The 15,828-nt window shown below is 65.6% G+C and carries 13 protein-coding genes, 2 tRNA genes and 2 pseudogenes; 8 read left to right on the forward strand and 9 right to left on the reverse strand.

Annotated elements, in window-relative coordinates; all coding sequences use genetic code 11:
* Positions 1–9: 9 nt before the first annotated feature.
* A complete protein-coding gene (locus MHEC_RS08240) occupies positions 10–1,335 on the forward strand; it encodes a dipeptidase (protein WP_048892760.1) in 1,326 nt (441 codons plus the stop codon).
* On the opposite strand, the gene bcp is transcribed toward MHEC_RS08240, so the two are convergent.
* On the reverse strand, positions 1,332–1,805 hold the full coding sequence (gene bcp, locus MHEC_RS08245; protein WP_048892761.1) for a thioredoxin-dependent thiol peroxidase: 474 nt from the start codon (positions 1,803–1,805) through the stop codon (positions 1,332–1,334). The two genes, MHEC_RS08240 and bcp, sit on opposite strands and share 4 nt — an antisense overlap.
* A gap of 123 nt (positions 1,806–1,928) precedes the next feature.
* Between bcp and MHEC_RS08250 the strand changes: the two genes are divergently transcribed.
* Positions 1,929–2,156 (forward strand): DUF3618 domain-containing protein, encoded by a 228-nt coding sequence (locus tag MHEC_RS08250; protein WP_048892785.1) that lies wholly within the window; start codon positions 1,929–1,931, stop codon positions 2,154–2,156.
* Between the two features lie 44 nt (positions 2,157–2,200).
* Here MHEC_RS08250 and MHEC_RS08255 read toward each other — a convergent pair.
* A tRNA-Lys gene (locus MHEC_RS08255) sits at positions 2,201–2,276 on the reverse strand.
* 229 nt (positions 2,277–2,505) lie between these two features.
* On the opposite strand from MHEC_RS08255, the gene MHEC_RS08260 reads away from it, so the two are divergent.
* Positions 2,506–3,645, forward strand: a complete 1,140-nt coding sequence (locus tag MHEC_RS08260; RefSeq protein ID WP_275999368.1) for a L,D-transpeptidase — start codon at positions 2,506–2,508, stop codon at positions 3,643–3,645.
* Between the two features lie 16 nt (positions 3,646–3,661).
* On the opposite strand, the gene MHEC_RS08265 is transcribed toward MHEC_RS08260, so the two are convergent.
* Positions 3,662–3,734 (reverse strand) — tRNA-His (locus tag MHEC_RS08265).
* A 47-nt stretch (positions 3,735–3,781) separates the two neighbouring features.
* A complete protein-coding gene (orn, locus tag MHEC_RS08270; RefSeq protein WP_048892786.1) occupies positions 3,782–4,429 on the reverse strand; it encodes an oligoribonuclease in 648 nt (215 codons plus the stop codon).
* Between the two features lie 103 nt (positions 4,430–4,532).
* Between orn and MHEC_RS08275 the strand changes: the two genes are divergently transcribed.
* Positions 4,533–6,074, forward strand: a complete 1,542-nt coding sequence (locus MHEC_RS08275; protein WP_048892763.1) for a helicase HerA-like domain-containing protein — start codon at positions 4,533–4,535, stop codon at positions 6,072–6,074.
* Between the two features lie 5 nt (positions 6,075–6,079).
* Here MHEC_RS08275 and MHEC_RS08280 read toward each other — a convergent pair.
* Both MHEC_RS08280 and MHEC_RS08285 read right to left on the reverse strand, forming a co-directional pair.
* Positions 6,080–6,214 (reverse strand): annotated as a pseudogene (locus MHEC_RS08280) (short-chain dehydrogenase); the annotation flags it as partial.
* Positions 6,215–6,229: 15 nt separating this feature from the next.
* Entirely contained in the window at positions 6,230–7,375 is a 1,146-nt protein-coding gene (locus tag MHEC_RS08285) for a DUF4236 domain-containing protein (protein ID WP_071700348.1), read from the reverse strand.
* A gap of 398 nt (positions 7,376–7,773) precedes the next feature.
* On the opposite strand from MHEC_RS08285, the pseudogene MHEC_RS08290 reads away from it, so the two are divergent.
* Positions 7,774–8,483 (forward strand): annotated as a pseudogene (locus MHEC_RS08290) (helicase HerA-like domain-containing protein); the annotation flags it as partial.
* Between the two features lie 3 nt (positions 8,484–8,486).
* On the opposite strand, the gene cmrA reads toward MHEC_RS08290, so the two are convergent.
* Entirely contained in the window at positions 8,487–9,290 is an 804-nt protein-coding gene (gene cmrA / locus MHEC_RS08295; protein ID WP_048892765.1) for a mycolate reductase, read from the reverse strand.
* A gap of 59 nt (positions 9,291–9,349) precedes the next feature.
* On the opposite strand from cmrA, the gene MHEC_RS08300 reads away from it, so the two are divergent.
* On the forward strand, positions 9,350–10,666 hold the full coding sequence (locus tag MHEC_RS08300) for an MFS transporter (protein ID WP_048892766.1): 1,317 nt from the start codon (positions 9,350–9,352) through the stop codon (positions 10,664–10,666).
* A gap of 11 nt (positions 10,667–10,677) precedes the next feature.
* Here the strand turns inward: MHEC_RS08300 and MHEC_RS08305 are convergent, their stop codons facing one another.
* Positions 10,678–11,427, reverse strand: coding sequence for an MmpS family transport accessory protein (locus tag MHEC_RS08305; RefSeq protein WP_053094034.1), 750 nt, complete (start codon positions 11,425–11,427; stop codon positions 10,678–10,680).
* Between the two features lie 82 nt (positions 11,428–11,509).
* Positions 11,510–12,151 carry an SACE_7040 family transcriptional regulator gene (locus MHEC_RS08310; protein ID WP_048892768.1) on the reverse strand — a complete coding sequence of 214 codons (642 nt, stop codon included), beginning with the start codon at positions 12,149–12,151 and terminating at the stop codon, positions 11,510–11,512.
* A gap of 85 nt (positions 12,152–12,236) precedes the next feature.
* Between MHEC_RS08310 and MHEC_RS08315 the strand changes: the two genes are divergently transcribed.
* Positions 12,237–13,811 carry a carboxyl transferase domain-containing protein gene (locus tag MHEC_RS08315; RefSeq protein WP_048892769.1) on the forward strand — a complete coding sequence of 525 codons (1,575 nt, stop codon included), beginning with the start codon at positions 12,237–12,239 and terminating at the stop codon, positions 13,809–13,811.
* Positions 13,812–13,816: 5 nt separating this feature from the next.
* A complete protein-coding gene (locus MHEC_RS08320; protein WP_048892787.1) occupies positions 13,817–15,796 on the forward strand; it encodes an acetyl/propionyl/methylcrotonyl-CoA carboxylase subunit alpha in 1,980 nt (659 codons plus the stop codon).
* Positions 15,797–15,828 lie beyond the last annotated feature (32 nt).

Below are 15,828 nucleotides of genomic sequence, written 5' to 3' on the forward strand. Positions count from 1 at the left end.
CTCAAAGCCATGAGCGATCTCGTCGAGCGTGTCCGCGACGTGCTGCCGTCCGTGCGGCGCGATCTGGAAAACCTGATCCGCATCCAATCGGTGTGGGCCGATCCGGCCCGGCGGCCCGAAGTGCACCGCAGTGCGCAAGCGGTCGCAAACCTCTTGTCGCAGGCGGGTTTTCCTGATGTGCAGGTCGTCAGCGCCGATGGTGCGCCGGCGGTCATCGCGCGGTATCCCGCACCCGCCGGCGCGCCGACGGTGCTGCTGTATGCCCATCACGACGTGCAGCCTGAGGGGGATCACACGCAGTGGGCCTCACCACCGTTCGAGCCGATCGAACGCGAAGGCCGCCTCTACGGGCGCGGCAGCGCCGACGACAAAGCAGGTATCGCAACACATCTGGCTGCGTTCCGGGCACACGACAGCCGACCCCCGGTGGGTGTGACGGTGTTCGTCGAAGGCGAGGAGGAGTCCGGGTCTCCGTCGCTGGGGCGTTTACTTGCCGCCCACCGTGACGCGCTGGCAGCCGAGGTAATCCTCATCGCCGACTCGGACAACTGGAGTAGCGACGTTCCGGCGCTGACGGTGTCGCTGCGCGGGCTGGCCGACTGCGTGGTCGAGGTCGCCACCCTCGACCACGGACTGCACTCCGGCCTTTGGGGCGGGGTGGTTCCCGATGCGCTGAGCGCCCTGGTGCGTTTGCTGGCCAGCTTGCACGACGACGACGGCAACGTGGCGATCGCCGGCCTACACGAAAGTACTGCTGCCCCAGTTGATTACCCACCCGAGCGGGTCAGGGCGGAGGCCGGCCTGCTGGACGGGGTGACGGAGATCGGCACAGGATCGGTGGCGCAGCGGCTCTGGGCCAAGCCGGCGATCACCGTGATTGGCATCGATACCACATCGATTGCGGCGTCGTCGAATACGTTGATCCCCCGGGCGCGTGCCAAGATCAGCATGCGGGTAGCTCCCGGCGGTGACGCCGCGGCGCACCTGGACCTGTTGCGCGCCCATCTCGAGCAGCATGCGCCGTGGGGCGCGCACGTGACAGTGACCCCGGGCGACATCGGGCAGCCCTACACGATCGATGCTTGCGGCCCGGTCTACGACGCCGCGCGATCGGCGTTTCGGCAAGCCTGGGGCGTCGAACCGGTCGAGATGGGGATGGGCGGCTCGATTCCGTTCATCGCCGAGTTCGCCGCCGCGTTCCCGCAGGCGACGATCCTGGTCTCCGGCGTCGAAGATCCGGACACCCAGGCGCATAGTGTCAACGAGAGCCTGCACCTGGGCGTGCTGGAAAAAGCCGCGGCCACCGAGGCGCTGCTGTTGGCCAACCTCGGCTAAAGCCCGAGGTCTCGGCGCAGTTTGGCGACATGGCCGGTGGCCTTGACATTGTATTGCGCGAGCGCGATTTTGCCTTTCTCGTCGACAACGAACGTTGAGCGGATAACACCTTGAACCGTCTTGCCGTACATCTGCTTTGGCCCGTACGCGCCCCACGCGCTTAGCACTTTGCGTTCCGGGTCCGACAGCAGCGGGAACGTCAGCCCTTCGGCGTCGCGGAACTTGGCCAGCTTGGCCGGTGGGTCGGGGCTGATGCCCACGACGTCGAGACCGGCCCCGTTGAGGTCGTGCAGATTGTCGCGGAAGTCGCAGGCCTCTTTGGTGCAGCCGGGTGTCGATGCCGCCGGGTAGAAGTACACGACGACACGACGGCCCCGGTAGTCGGCCAGTTTGACGGTCTTGCCGTCGGCGTCGGGCAGGCTGAAGACGGGCGCTTTGTCGCCTGGTTGCAGGCGCACAGGATCGGTCAACGAACTCCCCTTCTAGGTCACCGAAGCGCCGGGCTGGGCACCGGCTGCTCTAGGGTAGTGCGGCAAGACGGCAACTTCACCAATCGTGGCCCGGATGCGGCCGGGACAGACATGGAGGGGACAGTGGCGGACCGGGATCCCGACACCATCAAGCAGGAAATCGACCAGGCCCGCGAACAGCTGGCCTCGACCGTCGACTCCCTCGCGGCCCGGGCCAATCCGCGTCGACTTGCCGAGGATGTCAAGGCTCAAGTGATCAGCTTCGTCAAGAAGCCGGTGGTGACGGTATCCCTGGCCGGCATCGGGGCGCTCACCGTGGTGTTGGTGGTGCGCCGGATCAGGAACCGCTGACCGAGCCTGATGCATACGCAGCGCATCGGTCAGAGGGGTGCGGTTGGTGCGCCGTGAGAGTCTCGAACTCCCGACCCGCTGATTAAGAGTCAGCTGCTCTACCAACTGAGCTAACGGCGCTTGGATTGTCCCAGGAACGCGACAATAACAGGCACTTGGCCGCCGTGCGAATCTCGGGCCTATCGTCATGCGCGTCACAGCGACGGCGGTCGCGTGCCCGTAAACTACTGCCTAGTTTACAGATTTCCATCGGGTCAGATGGGGGAGAACGGCAGTGGCAGGTCGCTCTGTGACTGCTGCGCGTTTACGCCGATCGTGGCTGGTCGCGCTGCTGATCCCGGCTGTCGTGATGGGCCTTGGGGGCTGCGGCAGCAACAGCGGCAGCGCACCGGCGAAGGTCATCTTTGACAAAGGCACCCCGTTCAGCGATTTGCTGGTCCCGAAACTGACTGCCTCGGTCACTGACGGCGCGGTCGGCGTCGGCGTGGACGCGCCGGTGACGGTGAGTGCCGAGGGCGGGGTGCTGGCCCAGGTCACCTTGGTCAACGAGAACGGCAAGGCGGTCAGCGGTCGACTCAGCCCGGACGGGGTGCGCTGGTCGACAACCGAGCCGCTGGGCTACAACCGCAGCTACACCCTTACCGCGAAGGCCCGGGGGCTGGGCGGCGTCGCTACCCGCCAGATGACCTTCGAGACCCAGTCGCCCGAGAACCTCACGATGCCCTACGTCGTGCCGTTGGACGGGGAAGTGGTGGGTGTCGGCCAACCGGTGGCGATCCGGTTCGACGAGGACATCACCAACCGCGCTGCGGCGGAAAAAGCCATCAAAATCATCGCTAATCCGCCCGTCGAGGGCGCGTTCTACTGGCTGAACAATCGCGAAGTACGTTGGCGGCCAAAGGAATTCTGGAAGCCTGGCACGGCCGTCGATGTGGCGGTCAACACCTACGGCGTCGATCTGGGCGACGGCGTGTTCGGCGAAGACAACCTGCGCACCCACTTCACCATTGGTGACGAGGTCATCGCCGTCGCTGACGATGCCACCAAGACACTGACCGTGCGCATCAACGGCGAGGTCGTCAAAACCATGCCGATCTCGATGGGCAAGGACAAGACCCCAACCGCCAACGGCACCTACCTCGTCGGAGAGCGGTTCAAGCACATCATCATGGACTCGTCGACTTATGGGGTGCCCGTCAATTCACCCGACGGGTATCGCACTGAAGTCGACTGGGCGACCCAGATTTCCTACAGCGGGGTCTTCGTGCACTCCGCACCGTGGTCGGTGGGCGCGCAGGGCCATACCAACACCAGCCACGGCTGCATCAACGTCAGCCCTAGCAATGCGATCTGGTTCTACGAGCACACCAAGCGCGGCGACGTCGTCCAGGTCATCAACACCGTCGGGCCGACCCTGTCGGGCACGGAAGGGCTCGGTGACTGGAACATCCCGTGGGAGCAGTGGCACGCGGGCAACGCGAAGGCGTGACCAGGCTCACGTTCGGGGTGAGTGACGGGACTCGAACCCGCGACAGCCAGGATCACAACCTGGTGCTCTACCAACTGAACTACACTCACCATCGCCGCTGAGCGGCCCCGGTGAGCCGACAGCGGCGACGTCGATATTAACCGCTCGGGCGCCCGGTGGCCGAATCGGTTTCCTCGGGTGCGTCCGTCACCGCCCCCAGCTCGGCGGCCACGGCGGCGATGTCGCTGGTAGACGGCCCCGGCGGTGGCACGAACGCGGTGCGCCGGTAGAACTTCAGTTCGCGGATGGACTCGTGGATGTCGGCGAGCGCCCGATGCGCGAGTCCCTTCGTCGGCTGCCCGTAGTAGATACGCGGATACCAGCGCCGGCAGAGTTCCTTGATCGTGCTCACGTCGATCATCCGGTAGTGCAGAAACGAGTCCAGTGCGGGCATATCGCGGGCGATGAAGGCGCGGTCGGTGGCGATCGAATTGCCGGCCAGCGGGGCGGTCTTGGGTTGCTTGACGTGCTCGCGGATATAAGCGAGCACCATCGTCTCGGCCGTGGCCAGGTCGACGGTGGAGGACTTCACCTCGTCGATCAGGCCCGAGCGGGTGTGCATGTCGGCGACGACGTCGATCATCGACGCCAGCGCGGCGTCCTCGACGTGGATCACCACGTCGACCCCATCGCCAAGGATGTTCAGCTCACCATCGGTGACCAGGGCCGCGATCTCGATCAACCGGTCTGAGCGCAGGTTCAGCCCGGTCATCTCGCAGTCGATCCACACCAGTTCGTCATGCACAGCGTTCACAGTAGGCAAACGTTAGCCTTCGCAGCTGCCGGGACGGGCGCCCGCCAAGTAGTGTCAGGGTCTGCCCGCAAACTTGGCGAAAGGACGCGGCACCATGAGCTCCGAGTCGAAACCAGACGCTGGATCGGCGGCAACCTCCGCGCGGCAGATCGCGGCCGGCTACGGCGTCGACGGCCAGGCCCTGGAGCTGGGCACGGTCGTCGTCGACGGTACCGCCGAGCCGGCCGCACCGGTTCGCATCCCGCTGGCCACCGTCAACCGGCATGGGCTGGTGGCCGGTGCCACCGGCACCGGCAAGACCAAGACGCTGCAGCTGATCGCCGAACAACTGTCCGCGGCCGGTGTTCCCGTGTTGATGGCTGACGTCAAGGGCGACCTGTCCGGCCTGGCCCGGCCCGGAGAGCCCAACGACAAGATCGCCGCCCGCGCCAAGGACACCGGTGACGATTGGGCGCCAACCTCATTCCCGGTGGAGTTTTTGTCGCTGGGCACCACCGGCATCGGCGTGCCGGTGCGCGCGACCATCTCCAGCTTCGGGCCCATCCTGCTGTCAAAAGTATTGGGGCTCAACGCAACTCAGGAATCGACGCTCGGGCTGATCTTTCACTGGGCCGAACAGCAGAAGCTGCCGCTGCTGGGCCTGAAGGATCTTCGTGCCGTGATCAGCTACCTCACCAGCGAGGCGGGCAAGCCCGAATTGCAGGCGCTGGGGGGAGTTTCCCCGGCTACAGCCGGCGTCATCCTGCGGGCCCTGGTCAACCTGGAAGCCGAGGGCGCCGACACCTTTTTCGGCGAGCCCGAACTCAAGCCGGAGGACCTGTTGCGCGTGGATAGCCAGGGCCGCGGCGTCATCTCGCTCCTCGAACTGGGCGACCAGGCAACTCGCCCGATGCTGTTCTCGACCTTCCTGATGTGGCTGCTGGCCGCACTTTTCAGGTTTTTGCCTGAGGTCGGCGACGTGGACAAACCCAAGCTGGTCTTCTTTTTCGACGAGGCGCATCTGCTGTTTAGCGACGCGTCCAAGGCGTTCCTGGAGCAGGTCGAGCAAACCGTCAAGCTGATCCGCTCCCGGGGTGTTGGCGTGTTTTTCTGCACCCAGTTGCCTACCGACGTACCCAACGAGGTGCTGTCGCAGCTGGGGGCGCGCATCCAGCACGCCCTGCGGGCGTTCACTCCCGACGACCAGAAGGCGTTGACCAAAACCGTCCGCACCTACCCGAAAACCGGTGTCTACGAGTTGGCTTCGGCGCTGACATCGCTGGGCATCGGCGAAGCCATCGTCACCGTGCTGTCCGAGCGGGGTGCCCCGACCCCGGTCGCGTGGACCAGGCTGCGCTCCCCACGCTCGCTGATGGCCGCCATTGGCGATGACGCGATCGCCGCGGCGGCCAAGACCAGCCCGCTGCACGCCACATACGGTCAGACCGTGACCCGGCAAGCGGCCTACGAGATGCTGAGGGCCAAAACAGCCCAAGCCGCCCCGCCTGACCAGCCGTCGAAGGCGTCGAAAAAACCCGCGCCGAAGCGGCCGGGCTGGTTTAAGCGGTTCGTCAATAGCCGCGGTTTTCAGACTTTCTTACGCGCGCTTGCGACCGCGCTCGGGCGCGAATTCATCCGCGGCATGCGGAGGCGATAACGCGTTTATCCGCCCAGCCTCTTGTAGAAGCTCCCCACGATCGGTGCCACGATGGCGCGTGGCGCGTACTAGCTGGCCACCGACATGGCCTTCGACGTCAACCCCGGCACGACGCGCATCTTGTTGGAAATCAGTACATTTCGTCTCGCATCTACTCAAGGCCCCGGGCTACCAAGTGGTTGGTTACCGCCCGGCGCTGCTGACAGGCCGGGAGCTGACGACAAGACGGATGCGATAGCCGAAGCGGCTGCAGCTCTCGAAATCTGCAATTGCCAACAAAGTCCCTCGGGACTGCTCAACTCTAGTCGCCCATACTGCATAACGGGCATCAGACGGTTGTTGGTGAAACGACGATCGGGGCCCCCACGCACGTTGGGGTGCAGCCATGTCTGATCCACCTGCTGGGCGTCGGTCGGCAGCAAACCGGATTCGATGAACCTCGTTTGCCAGTGCCGAACCTGTAAGTGGCGGTAGGCAACGTCGCTGTACCGCTTCCCTTCCCGTACCAGTACCCGGTCGGGTAGGAAATGAAGGCTCGAATTGCCAGCCGCTATGGATGGGACCGCGATATTGGTCGACAGGTGGGGAGGGCTCGCGGTAGTGGCCATGGCTTGCACGAGGGTTGCAAGGTGGTCAGCGCCAGCATTGCGCTTCCACTGGCTCATTGTCTCGATATGGCCTGTTTCGACCACGCGCCAAAGCTTCTGCGCTTCCATCAGCCAACCCCAACTCTGTACCAGCGAATCGAACCATGCTGCTGGCGCATCGTTGACGTCGTAAAAGGCGACTACCGTACTCCGCGTCTGGTCGCGTAAGAACAGCCACCAGCACAGCGGAAGTGCGACTACCCAGATGACCAAGCTGATGATCCAGCTGAACAACAGCGCCATAAGTCCGAGGACGGAACTAGCGACGGTGACCAGCCAGCCCCATCTCGTCATCGTCGCCGCGGCGTTGAGTTGTTTGACCAAGTCATCACCAACGGTTGGAACCAGTGACACCGCCGTAGCGCCCGTCACGTCATGCATGACAACGTCACTCGGGTTGTAGGCGGGAAAGTCTGCCGGGTGGGGCTGTGAGGGGTGCAGGACTGCTCGCTGCGCCGAAGTGCCTCCCAACAAGGGTTTCCCATAGTAGGCAGTCCGATAGTAAAGACCGTATCGACCTATGTGGACGTAGTTGCCACGCGGCCCCGATCCGATGCGGAAGCCTGGCACGCCAACACTGACACCGAGACCCGATTTGCTGAGATTCAAACGGAATGGGCCAACTTTCACATACTTGCGAATATAGAAACCCACGCGGCCTCCCGTGTTTCGCAAAGCCCGCCACGGCTACAGACGCGCCTTTACGGCCGGGTGGTCAACTCTGCCGTGGCGAGAGCACGCACCCTTGTGGATTGCGGTGTATCACTTGGGCTTGTAAAGTCCCGGATGTCGTCGTCCACGCCTTCAGAACGCGGTACGAAGACCTTCGGGATTGCTGGCTGGACATCCCTTTTCCGATCAGCGGCTGTTGCCTTTGTATTCGGCTGGTTTGTCTTTCATGGCCATGTCCTAGCTCCCTCCGAATCTCTCGAAGCAACTCACGGAACGTAAGTCGCCTGCTCGGGGCGTTAATGAGGCTACCAAGTTGCACCTCAGAAACGGTACCTTTGCTGAACATGGCGGGTGGTGGAGGTTGGTCTGCTAGATCCGTCTTTTTCGACGAGGCGCATCTGCTGTTTAGCGACGCGTCCAAGGCGTTCCTGGAGCAGGTCGAGCAAACCGTCAAGCTGATTCGCTCGAGGGGCGTCGGCGTGTTCTTCTGCACCCAACTGCCGACAGACGTTCCTAACGCACGTGCTCTCCCAACTGGGTGCGCGCATCCAGCACGCACTGCGCGCATTCACCCCTGACGACCAAAAAGCCCTGGCCAAGACCGTTCGCACCTACCCGAAAACCGAGGTCTACGACCTGGAGTCGGCACTGACCTCGCTGGGTATCGGTGAGGCGATTGTCACCGTGCTTTCAGAAAAGGGTGCACCGACGCCGGTGGCATGGACCCGGATGCGGGTGCCGCGCTCGTTGATGGCCGCGATCGGCGTCGACGCGATCAAGGAGGCGGCCAAGGCCAGCCCGCTGCAAGCCGCATACGGCGAGACGATCGACCCGTGAATCGGCCTACGAGGTGCTCACCGCCAAAGCCCAGCAGGCGCAAGCGGATTCGACACCAGCGCCTGGCGAGGGCAAGGGCGCGCCGGCGCCCGGACCCGAGCCGAAGCGGGCCGGCTGGTGGAAGCGGGTCTGGCGGTGGTTCAAGGGTCTCTTCGCAAGCCCGGCCGCAAAAAGCTTCGCACGCTCGGCCGGCACCGCGTTCGGCCGCGAAATCACCCGCGGCATGATGGGCACCCGCCAGCGTCGCCGGTAACGCCTACCCGCCGAGCCGCTTGTAGAAACTGCCCACGATCGGGGCGACGAGGGCGCGCGGTGCGTACTGGCTCGCCACTGACATGGCTTTGGACGTCAGCCCTGGAACGACGCGCATCTTGTTGCGCGCCAAGGCATCCAGCGAAACGCGAGCGGTGTGCTCGGTCGAGATCCATAGGAAGTCCGGTACCAGTTTGTCGACCAGCGACGCCTCAGCCGGATCTGGTAGCTCACTGCGCACCGGGCCTGGCGCCAGCAGGGTGACGTGCACACCGGTGCCGCGCAGTTCCCCGCGCAACGACTCGCTGAAGGTGTTGACAAAAGCCTTGGTCGCGGCGTAGGTGGCGTTGTACGGGATCGGCGAATTGCCCGCCGCCGAACCAGAAATCAGGATGGCGCCAGCGCGACGCTCCACCATGCCGGGCAGCACCGCCAGCACCAGGTCGTGTACGGCGACGGCGTTGAGCTGGACCTGGGCTTTTTCGCCTGCCGGATCCAGTCCCGACACCGGGCCGAAGGTCGCAGTGCCCGCATTGGCGCACAGAATCGACACGTTTCGGGTCGCCAATTCCTCGCATAGTTTCGTCCGCTCCGCCGGATCGGCCAGATCAGCGGGGCGCACCTCGATGACGACTCCATATTTGTCGCCTAGGTGCGTGGCCAGTTCGGTCAGCACGTCTTCGCGTCGCGCGGTGACGACCAGGCTGTGGCCTCGTGCGGCCAGCTCGGTGGCCAGCGCTTTGCCGATGTTTTGCGAAGCTCCGGTGACAACGGCGCGGGCGTCATGGCTGGGAGCGGGTATAGGCATGCGGCAAGCGTAGACAACACGCCGGAGTCGATCGCGAGCGCGAGGTTAGAGTGCCGGGCATGAGCAGCCCGGCGCCAGGGTCGCGCGCAGCCGCGCGATCGGGGGTGTTGGCCTGGGCGCTGTGGGACTGCGGCGCCACCGGTCTCAGCGCGATCGTGGTGACATTCGTGTTCTCCGTCTACCTCACCGGCAGTGTCGGTGAAGGACTGCCCGGTGGCACGCCCCCGGCCAGCTGGCTGGGCCGCGCCCTGACCGTGGCCGGTTTCACGATCGCGCTGCTGGCGCCGGTCGTCGGCGTATGGGTGGAAGCGCCGCGTCGGCGTCGTCTGGCACTGAGCATGCTCACCGGCTCGGCGGTGACATTGACGGCGGCGATGAGCCTGATCCGTGACCAGCCCGGCTACCTGTGGCCCGGGCTGGTGCTTCTCGCCGCAACCGCAGCATGCGGAGACCTTGCCAGCGTGCCGTACAACGCGATGCTTCGCCAACTGTCGACCACGCGGACCTCGGGCCGGATTTCCGGATTCGGCTGGGCCGCAGGCTATGTCGGCAGCGTGGCGCTGCTACTCATTGTCTACCTGGGGTTTATTTCCGGATCCGGCAACCGGCGCGGCTTGCTGCACCTGCCCAGCCACGACGGCTGGAACGTACGAGCTGCGATGCTGCTCACCGCGGGCTGGTTGTTGCTGTTCGCGATGCCACTGCTGCTCGGCGCACCCCGGCTGCCTTCGCCGGTGCCGGAATCGCATCCCGCGGGCGGGTTGTTAAGCGGTTACCGCAAGCTGTGGTCTGACATCACCGTGGAATGGCGCCGTGACCGCAACCTGGTCTACTTCCTGTTGGCCAGCGCGGTATTCCGGGATGGGTTGGCGGGTGTGTTCACGTTCGGCGCTGTGCTCGGAGTCAACGTCTACGGCGTGTCGCAGGCCAATGTGCTGGTATTCGGGGTGGCCGCCAGCGTGGTCGCGGCCTGTGGGGCGGTGCTGGGTGGGCTGGTCGATGACCGGCTCGGTTCCAAGCTGGTCATTGTGGGCTCGCTGTTCGCGATTGTCACGATGGGGCTCACACTGATGACCCTGTCGGGGGCGCTGGCGTTCTGGGTGTGCGGGTTGTCGCTGTGCGCGTTCATCGGTCCCGCACAGTCCTCGGCCCGCACCCTGCTACTGAGAATGTCGCGGGACGGCAAGGAGGGAGTGGCGTTCGGTCTGTACACCATGACTGGTCGGGCGGTGTCGTTCCTGGCGCCCTGGCTGTTTTCGCTCTTTGTCGACGCGTTCCACGCTGTGCGTGCCGGCATGGCCGGATTGTGCGTAGTGCTGGCCACCGGGATGCTGGCGATGCTGGTGGTGCGCGCCCCACGGCGCAGCACGATCTAAGGCCCGCGACTTCAGTCGGCCGCGTTGCAGGTCGTCAAACCGACCCCGGTGCGTTGACGAACCTGGTTTCCGCCCACCGTGACCGTGCAGGTGACGTCATGGCCGATATTGACGATCGTGACGCTGGCCGTGTTCTGGGCAGACGACAGGCTGACTTGCTTGCTCCATGGCAGCACCACATTGAACTCGGTCTGCCTGACGCCGCCGTCGTCGACGTAGGTGATGCTGATCGCGCGGCCCTCCCCGGTCACGCTGTAGACCACGGTCTCTGCCCCGGCGGCGCTGGTGGTTTCGGTGGGCGTGTCCGTAGCCGACGTGGTGTTCGGCGGTGCCGACGTGGTCGACGACGCTCGTGCGCTCGACCCGGGCATTGCGGGCAGAGGGGCGACCGCGGTTTGTTTCTTCGCTGTGCCGTTGGCGATCACCAAAGCGATGCCGAGGGCGACGACCAGCAGCACGGCCGCGCCGGCGACGATCCATAGCCAGCGCGGCGACTTGGGCCGCTCGGGCGGTGCCCCTCCGGAAGATGGCTGCCCGGCATTCGGCGGCTGGCCCTGCTGCCAGTACTGGGGCAAACGCTCCGTCGGGTTGGACTCGGTCACGTTCGGGCCACGGGTCGGCCCGTACCCGGGCTGGTACGGCGGCTGGTTGGCACGAGCCGGGCTGGTTGGTGGCGGATAACGGTGACCCAACCGATGGGTTGGCTCGGTCTCGCGCCGAGCGTGATTGGGAAACCACCTGGGTCGACGTGGATCGGTCATGCCCACCTCATGGGTTGCAGGGTACCTGCAGGACCCAAGATCGGGCCGACGTGCCGTGCACGGTGGTAGGGGCCGCCCGGTGCTACGGGTTGCCGGTGGAGAGCGCGGCGAGCGTCATCGCACGCATGACAGCGCGCGCCCGCGCCACCCGCGCCGACTTGGTGTGCAAATTGTTGAGCGGCTTGAGGCTGTGCGGCGTGGAGTTCAGCAGGCCGAATACCGCATGGGCCATCAATCGCGCATCGGCCTCAGCCAGCCCGGGGTTGAGCTGACGCAGCACGCCCACCCAGACTTCCACATATTGCCGCTGCTCCCGGCGGACCTGGCGCTCGGCCGGCGCAGGCAGATGCGCCAGATCGCGGTCCTGGATGCGAATGAGATCCGGCTCGCCTAAGGCAAAGTCGAGATGAAACTCGATGAGGCCATCCAGCGCTTCAGCCGGATCGGGGTGCCGCGAGGTCACCTCGCGGGCACCGTCGAGCAGCCGGGTGCTGATTCCGACCAGCAGCTCGACCAGCAGCGACTCCTTGTTGGGGAAGTGGCGGTAAATGGCTGGCCCGCTGACGCCCGCGGCGGCGCCGATATCCTCGAGTCGCACCGCCAGGAAGCCGCGTTCAGCGAACAGCCGCTCGGCGGCCGCCAACAGCTGTGACCGCCGATCAGACTTCAGCTGACTGCGACGATTCGGGGCCTCGTCGTCGCCGGCCGGGGCCGATGTCGCCATGACGGCCTCCGTCGAGCCTGGACACTTCGGTTAATCGTCACTAACATAGCACGAGTTAGTCGTCATTAACTCGAATTGGCAGCAGATGACTCCACCAACGGCGAACCGCGAGGCGCACCGCGCTCTGGTGGCGCAGCTCCGCGAGAAGCTGGCCGCGGCGGCGCTGGGAGGCCCGCAGCGCGCCCGCGAGCGTCATGTGGCCCGCGGGAAACTGCTGCCGCGCGACCGTGTCGACGGCCTGCTCGACCCCGGAAGCCCATTTCTGGAAGTGGCACCGCTGGCCGCCGACGGGATGTACGACGACGAATGCCCCGGCGCGGGCATCATCACCGGCATCGGCCGGGTGTCGGGCCGCGAATGCATGATCGTGGCCAACGACGCCACCGTCAAGGGCGGCACCTATTACCCGATCACCGTCAAAAAGCACCTGCGGGCCCAGGAGATCGCCGGACAGAACCGGCTGCCCTGCATCTATCTCGTCGACTCTGGCGGCGCGTTTCTGCCGCGCCAAGACGAGGTGTTTCCCGACCGCGACCACTTCGGCCGGATCTTCTACAACCAGGCCACGCTCAGCGCCGAAGGCATCCCGCAGATCGCGGCCGTGCTGGGGTCATGCACCGCTGGCGGGGCCTACGTGCCGGCGATGAGCGACGAGGCAGTGATCGTCCGCAACCAGGGCACCATCTTTCTGGGCGGACCGCCGCTGGTAAAGGCCGCCACCGGCGAGGTCGTCAGCGCCGAGGAGCTCGGCGGCGGGGACTTGCATTCCAAAATCTCCGGCGTCACCGATCATCTCGCGCACGACGACCGCGACGCCCTGCGCATTGTGCGGCGCATCGTCTCCGCTCTCGGCCCGCGCGAATCGCGGCCTTGGGATGTGTCACCGACGGTGGACCCCATCGCCGACCAAACCGAGCTCTACGACGTCGTCCCGGTCGACCCGCGAATACCCTACGATGTGCACGAGGTCGTCACCCGCCTGGTCGACGGCGGCGAATTCGGCGAATTCAAGGCCGACTACGGCAGCACGCTGGTCACCGGATTTGCCCGCATTCACGGTCACCCAGTGGGAATCGTCGCGAACAACGGTGTACTGTTTTCCGAATCCGCTTTGAAAGGAGCGCATTTCATCGAGCTGTGCGACAAGCGTATGGTGCCGCTACTGTTTTTGCAGAACATCTCCGGCTTTATGGTGGGCCGTGACTACGAGGCCGGTGGCATCGCCAAGCACGGCGCCAAGATGGTGACTGCCGTGGCCTGCGCGCGGGTGCCCAAGCTCACCGTGGTGATCGGCGGCTCCTACGGGGCGGGCAACTACTCGATGTGCGGGCGCGCGTATTCCCCGCGGTTCCTATGGATGTGGCCCAACGCGCGGATTTCGGTCATGGGCGGTGAGCAAGCGGCGTCAGTGCTGGCCACCGTCCGGGCCGAGGCCCTGGAGGCCGCGGGCACCCCTTGGTCGGAGCAGGAGCAAGAGGAGTTCAAGGCGCCCATCCGCGCGCAGTACGAACATCAAGGCAATCCGTATTATTCGACTGCACGGCTCTGGGACGACGGGGTCATCGACCCAGCCGACACCAGAACCATTGTCGGTCTTGCGCTTTCGGTTGCCGCGAACGCTCCTGTCGAACCGGTCTCCTACGGCGTATTCCGGATGTGAGCCTCATGGTATTCGATACGGTTCTGGTCGCCAACCGCGGTGAGATCGCGGTTCGGGTGATCCGCACACTCAAGGCGATGGGGATCCGATCGGTGGCCGTCTACAGTGACGCGGACGCCGACGCGCGTCACGTCGCCGAGGCCGACGTCGCGGTGCGGATCGGCCCCGCGCCAGCCCGGGACAGCTACCTCAACATCACAGCTGTCGTGGATGCGGCGATCCGCACCGAAGCTCAGGCCGTCCATCCCGGATACGGATTTCTTTCCGAGAACGCCGGTTTCGCCACGGCGCTGGGAGCTGCTGGTGTGACGTTCATCGGGCCGCCGGTCGCCGCGCTGCAGACCATGGGCGACAAGATCGCCGCCAAGTCCACGGTGTCGGCGTTCGGTGTACCGGTGGTTCCCGGCATAGCGCGGCCGGGGCTCACCGATGCCGAACTCATCGCCGCCGCCGACCAGATCGGCTACCCGGTGTTGGTCAAGCCGTCAGCGGGCGGCGGCGGCAAGGGCATGCGCCTGGTCGAGCGGGCCGCCGACTTGCCCGCGGCGCTGGCCGGTGCCCGGCGGGAATCGGCCGCCGCGTTCGGCGACGACACCCTGTTCTTGGAACGGTTCGTGCTGCGCCCCAGGCACATTGAGGTCCAGGTATTGGCCGACAGCTACGGCAACGTGATCCACCTCGGCGAACGCGAGTGCAGCCTGCAGCGGCGACACCAGAAAGTCATTGAGGAGGCGCCGTCACCGCTGCTGGACGCCGCGACCCGGGCACGGATCGGCGCCGCCGGCTGCGACACCGCGCGCAGCGTTGACTACACCGGCGCCGGCACGGTGGAGTTCATCGTCTCCGCCGACCGACCGGAGGAGTTCTTCTTCATGGAGATGAACACCCGCCTGCAGGTCGAGCACCCGGTCACCGAGATGGTGACGGGGTGGGATCTGGTGGAGTGGCAGATCCGGATCGCCGCAGGGGAGAAGCTGACCGCAACCCAGTCCGACATCGCGTTGCACGGCCACGCGATCGAAGCACGGGTCTACGCCGAGGACCCGGCGAACGGGTTCTTGCCCACCGGCGGCGACGTGCTGGCGCTCGTCGAGCCGGAAGGCCCCGGAATACGGGTGGATTCGGGGCTTTCGGCGGGCGTGACCGTGGGCAGCGAGTACGATCCGATGCTGGCCAAAATCATCGCCCACGCCGCTGACCGGCCCGGTGCACTGCGGACGCTGGACCGGGCATTGGCGGACACCGCGGTGCTCGGCGTGGTCACCAACGTCGAATTCGCGCGGTTCCTGCTGGCCGATGCCGACGTGGCCGCCGGTCGCCTCGACACCGGGCTGCTGGATCGTCGGGTCGGTGATTTCGCCACCGCGCCGACGTCCGACGAGCAGTTCATCGCCGCGGCGACCTACCGGTGGCTGCGGTTGTGGCAGAAGCCCGACGGGGATCTGTGGGACGTGCCGTCTGGATGGCGTATCGGGGCGCCCGCGCCGATCAGTGTGAGGCTGCGCGGCGGCGACCGCACCGACCATGTGCATCTCACCGGAACGCCGGCGGCCGCCGCGGCTCGTGTCGAGAACGGGGAATCCCGCTCGTTGCAGGCACATCTGGACGGCCGGCGACTGGCTGTGACGCTGGACGGCATGCGCACCGAATACATCGTCGCCGCCGCGGATCACCGGATCTGGTTGCACGGCAACGGCACAACCGTGCTGTTCGAGGAGGTGCGGGAGGCGGCGGTGCGTCCAGACGACGGTCACAGCGGTGACGCCGAGTTGACCAGCCCCATGCCCGGAACCGTCGTCGCGGTGGGGGTCGACGACGGAGCGGAGGTATCGGCGGGCACCGTGGTCGTCACGGTCGAGGCGATGAAAATGGAGCACACACTGGCAGCCTCCGTCGACGGCGTGGTCCAGCTGCTTGTTGGCGTCGGCGATCAGGTCAAGGTGGGCCAACCGTTGGCCCGAATCACCGCGAACACGAAAGGCTAAGGGCCACTTGATGCGTACTGGCGAAGATGCAG

It is taken from the genome of Mycobacterium heckeshornense (genome assembly GCF_016592155.1).
GTDB classification, from domain to species: domain Bacteria; phylum Actinomycetota; class Actinomycetes; order Mycobacteriales; family Mycobacteriaceae; genus Mycobacterium; species Mycobacterium heckeshornense.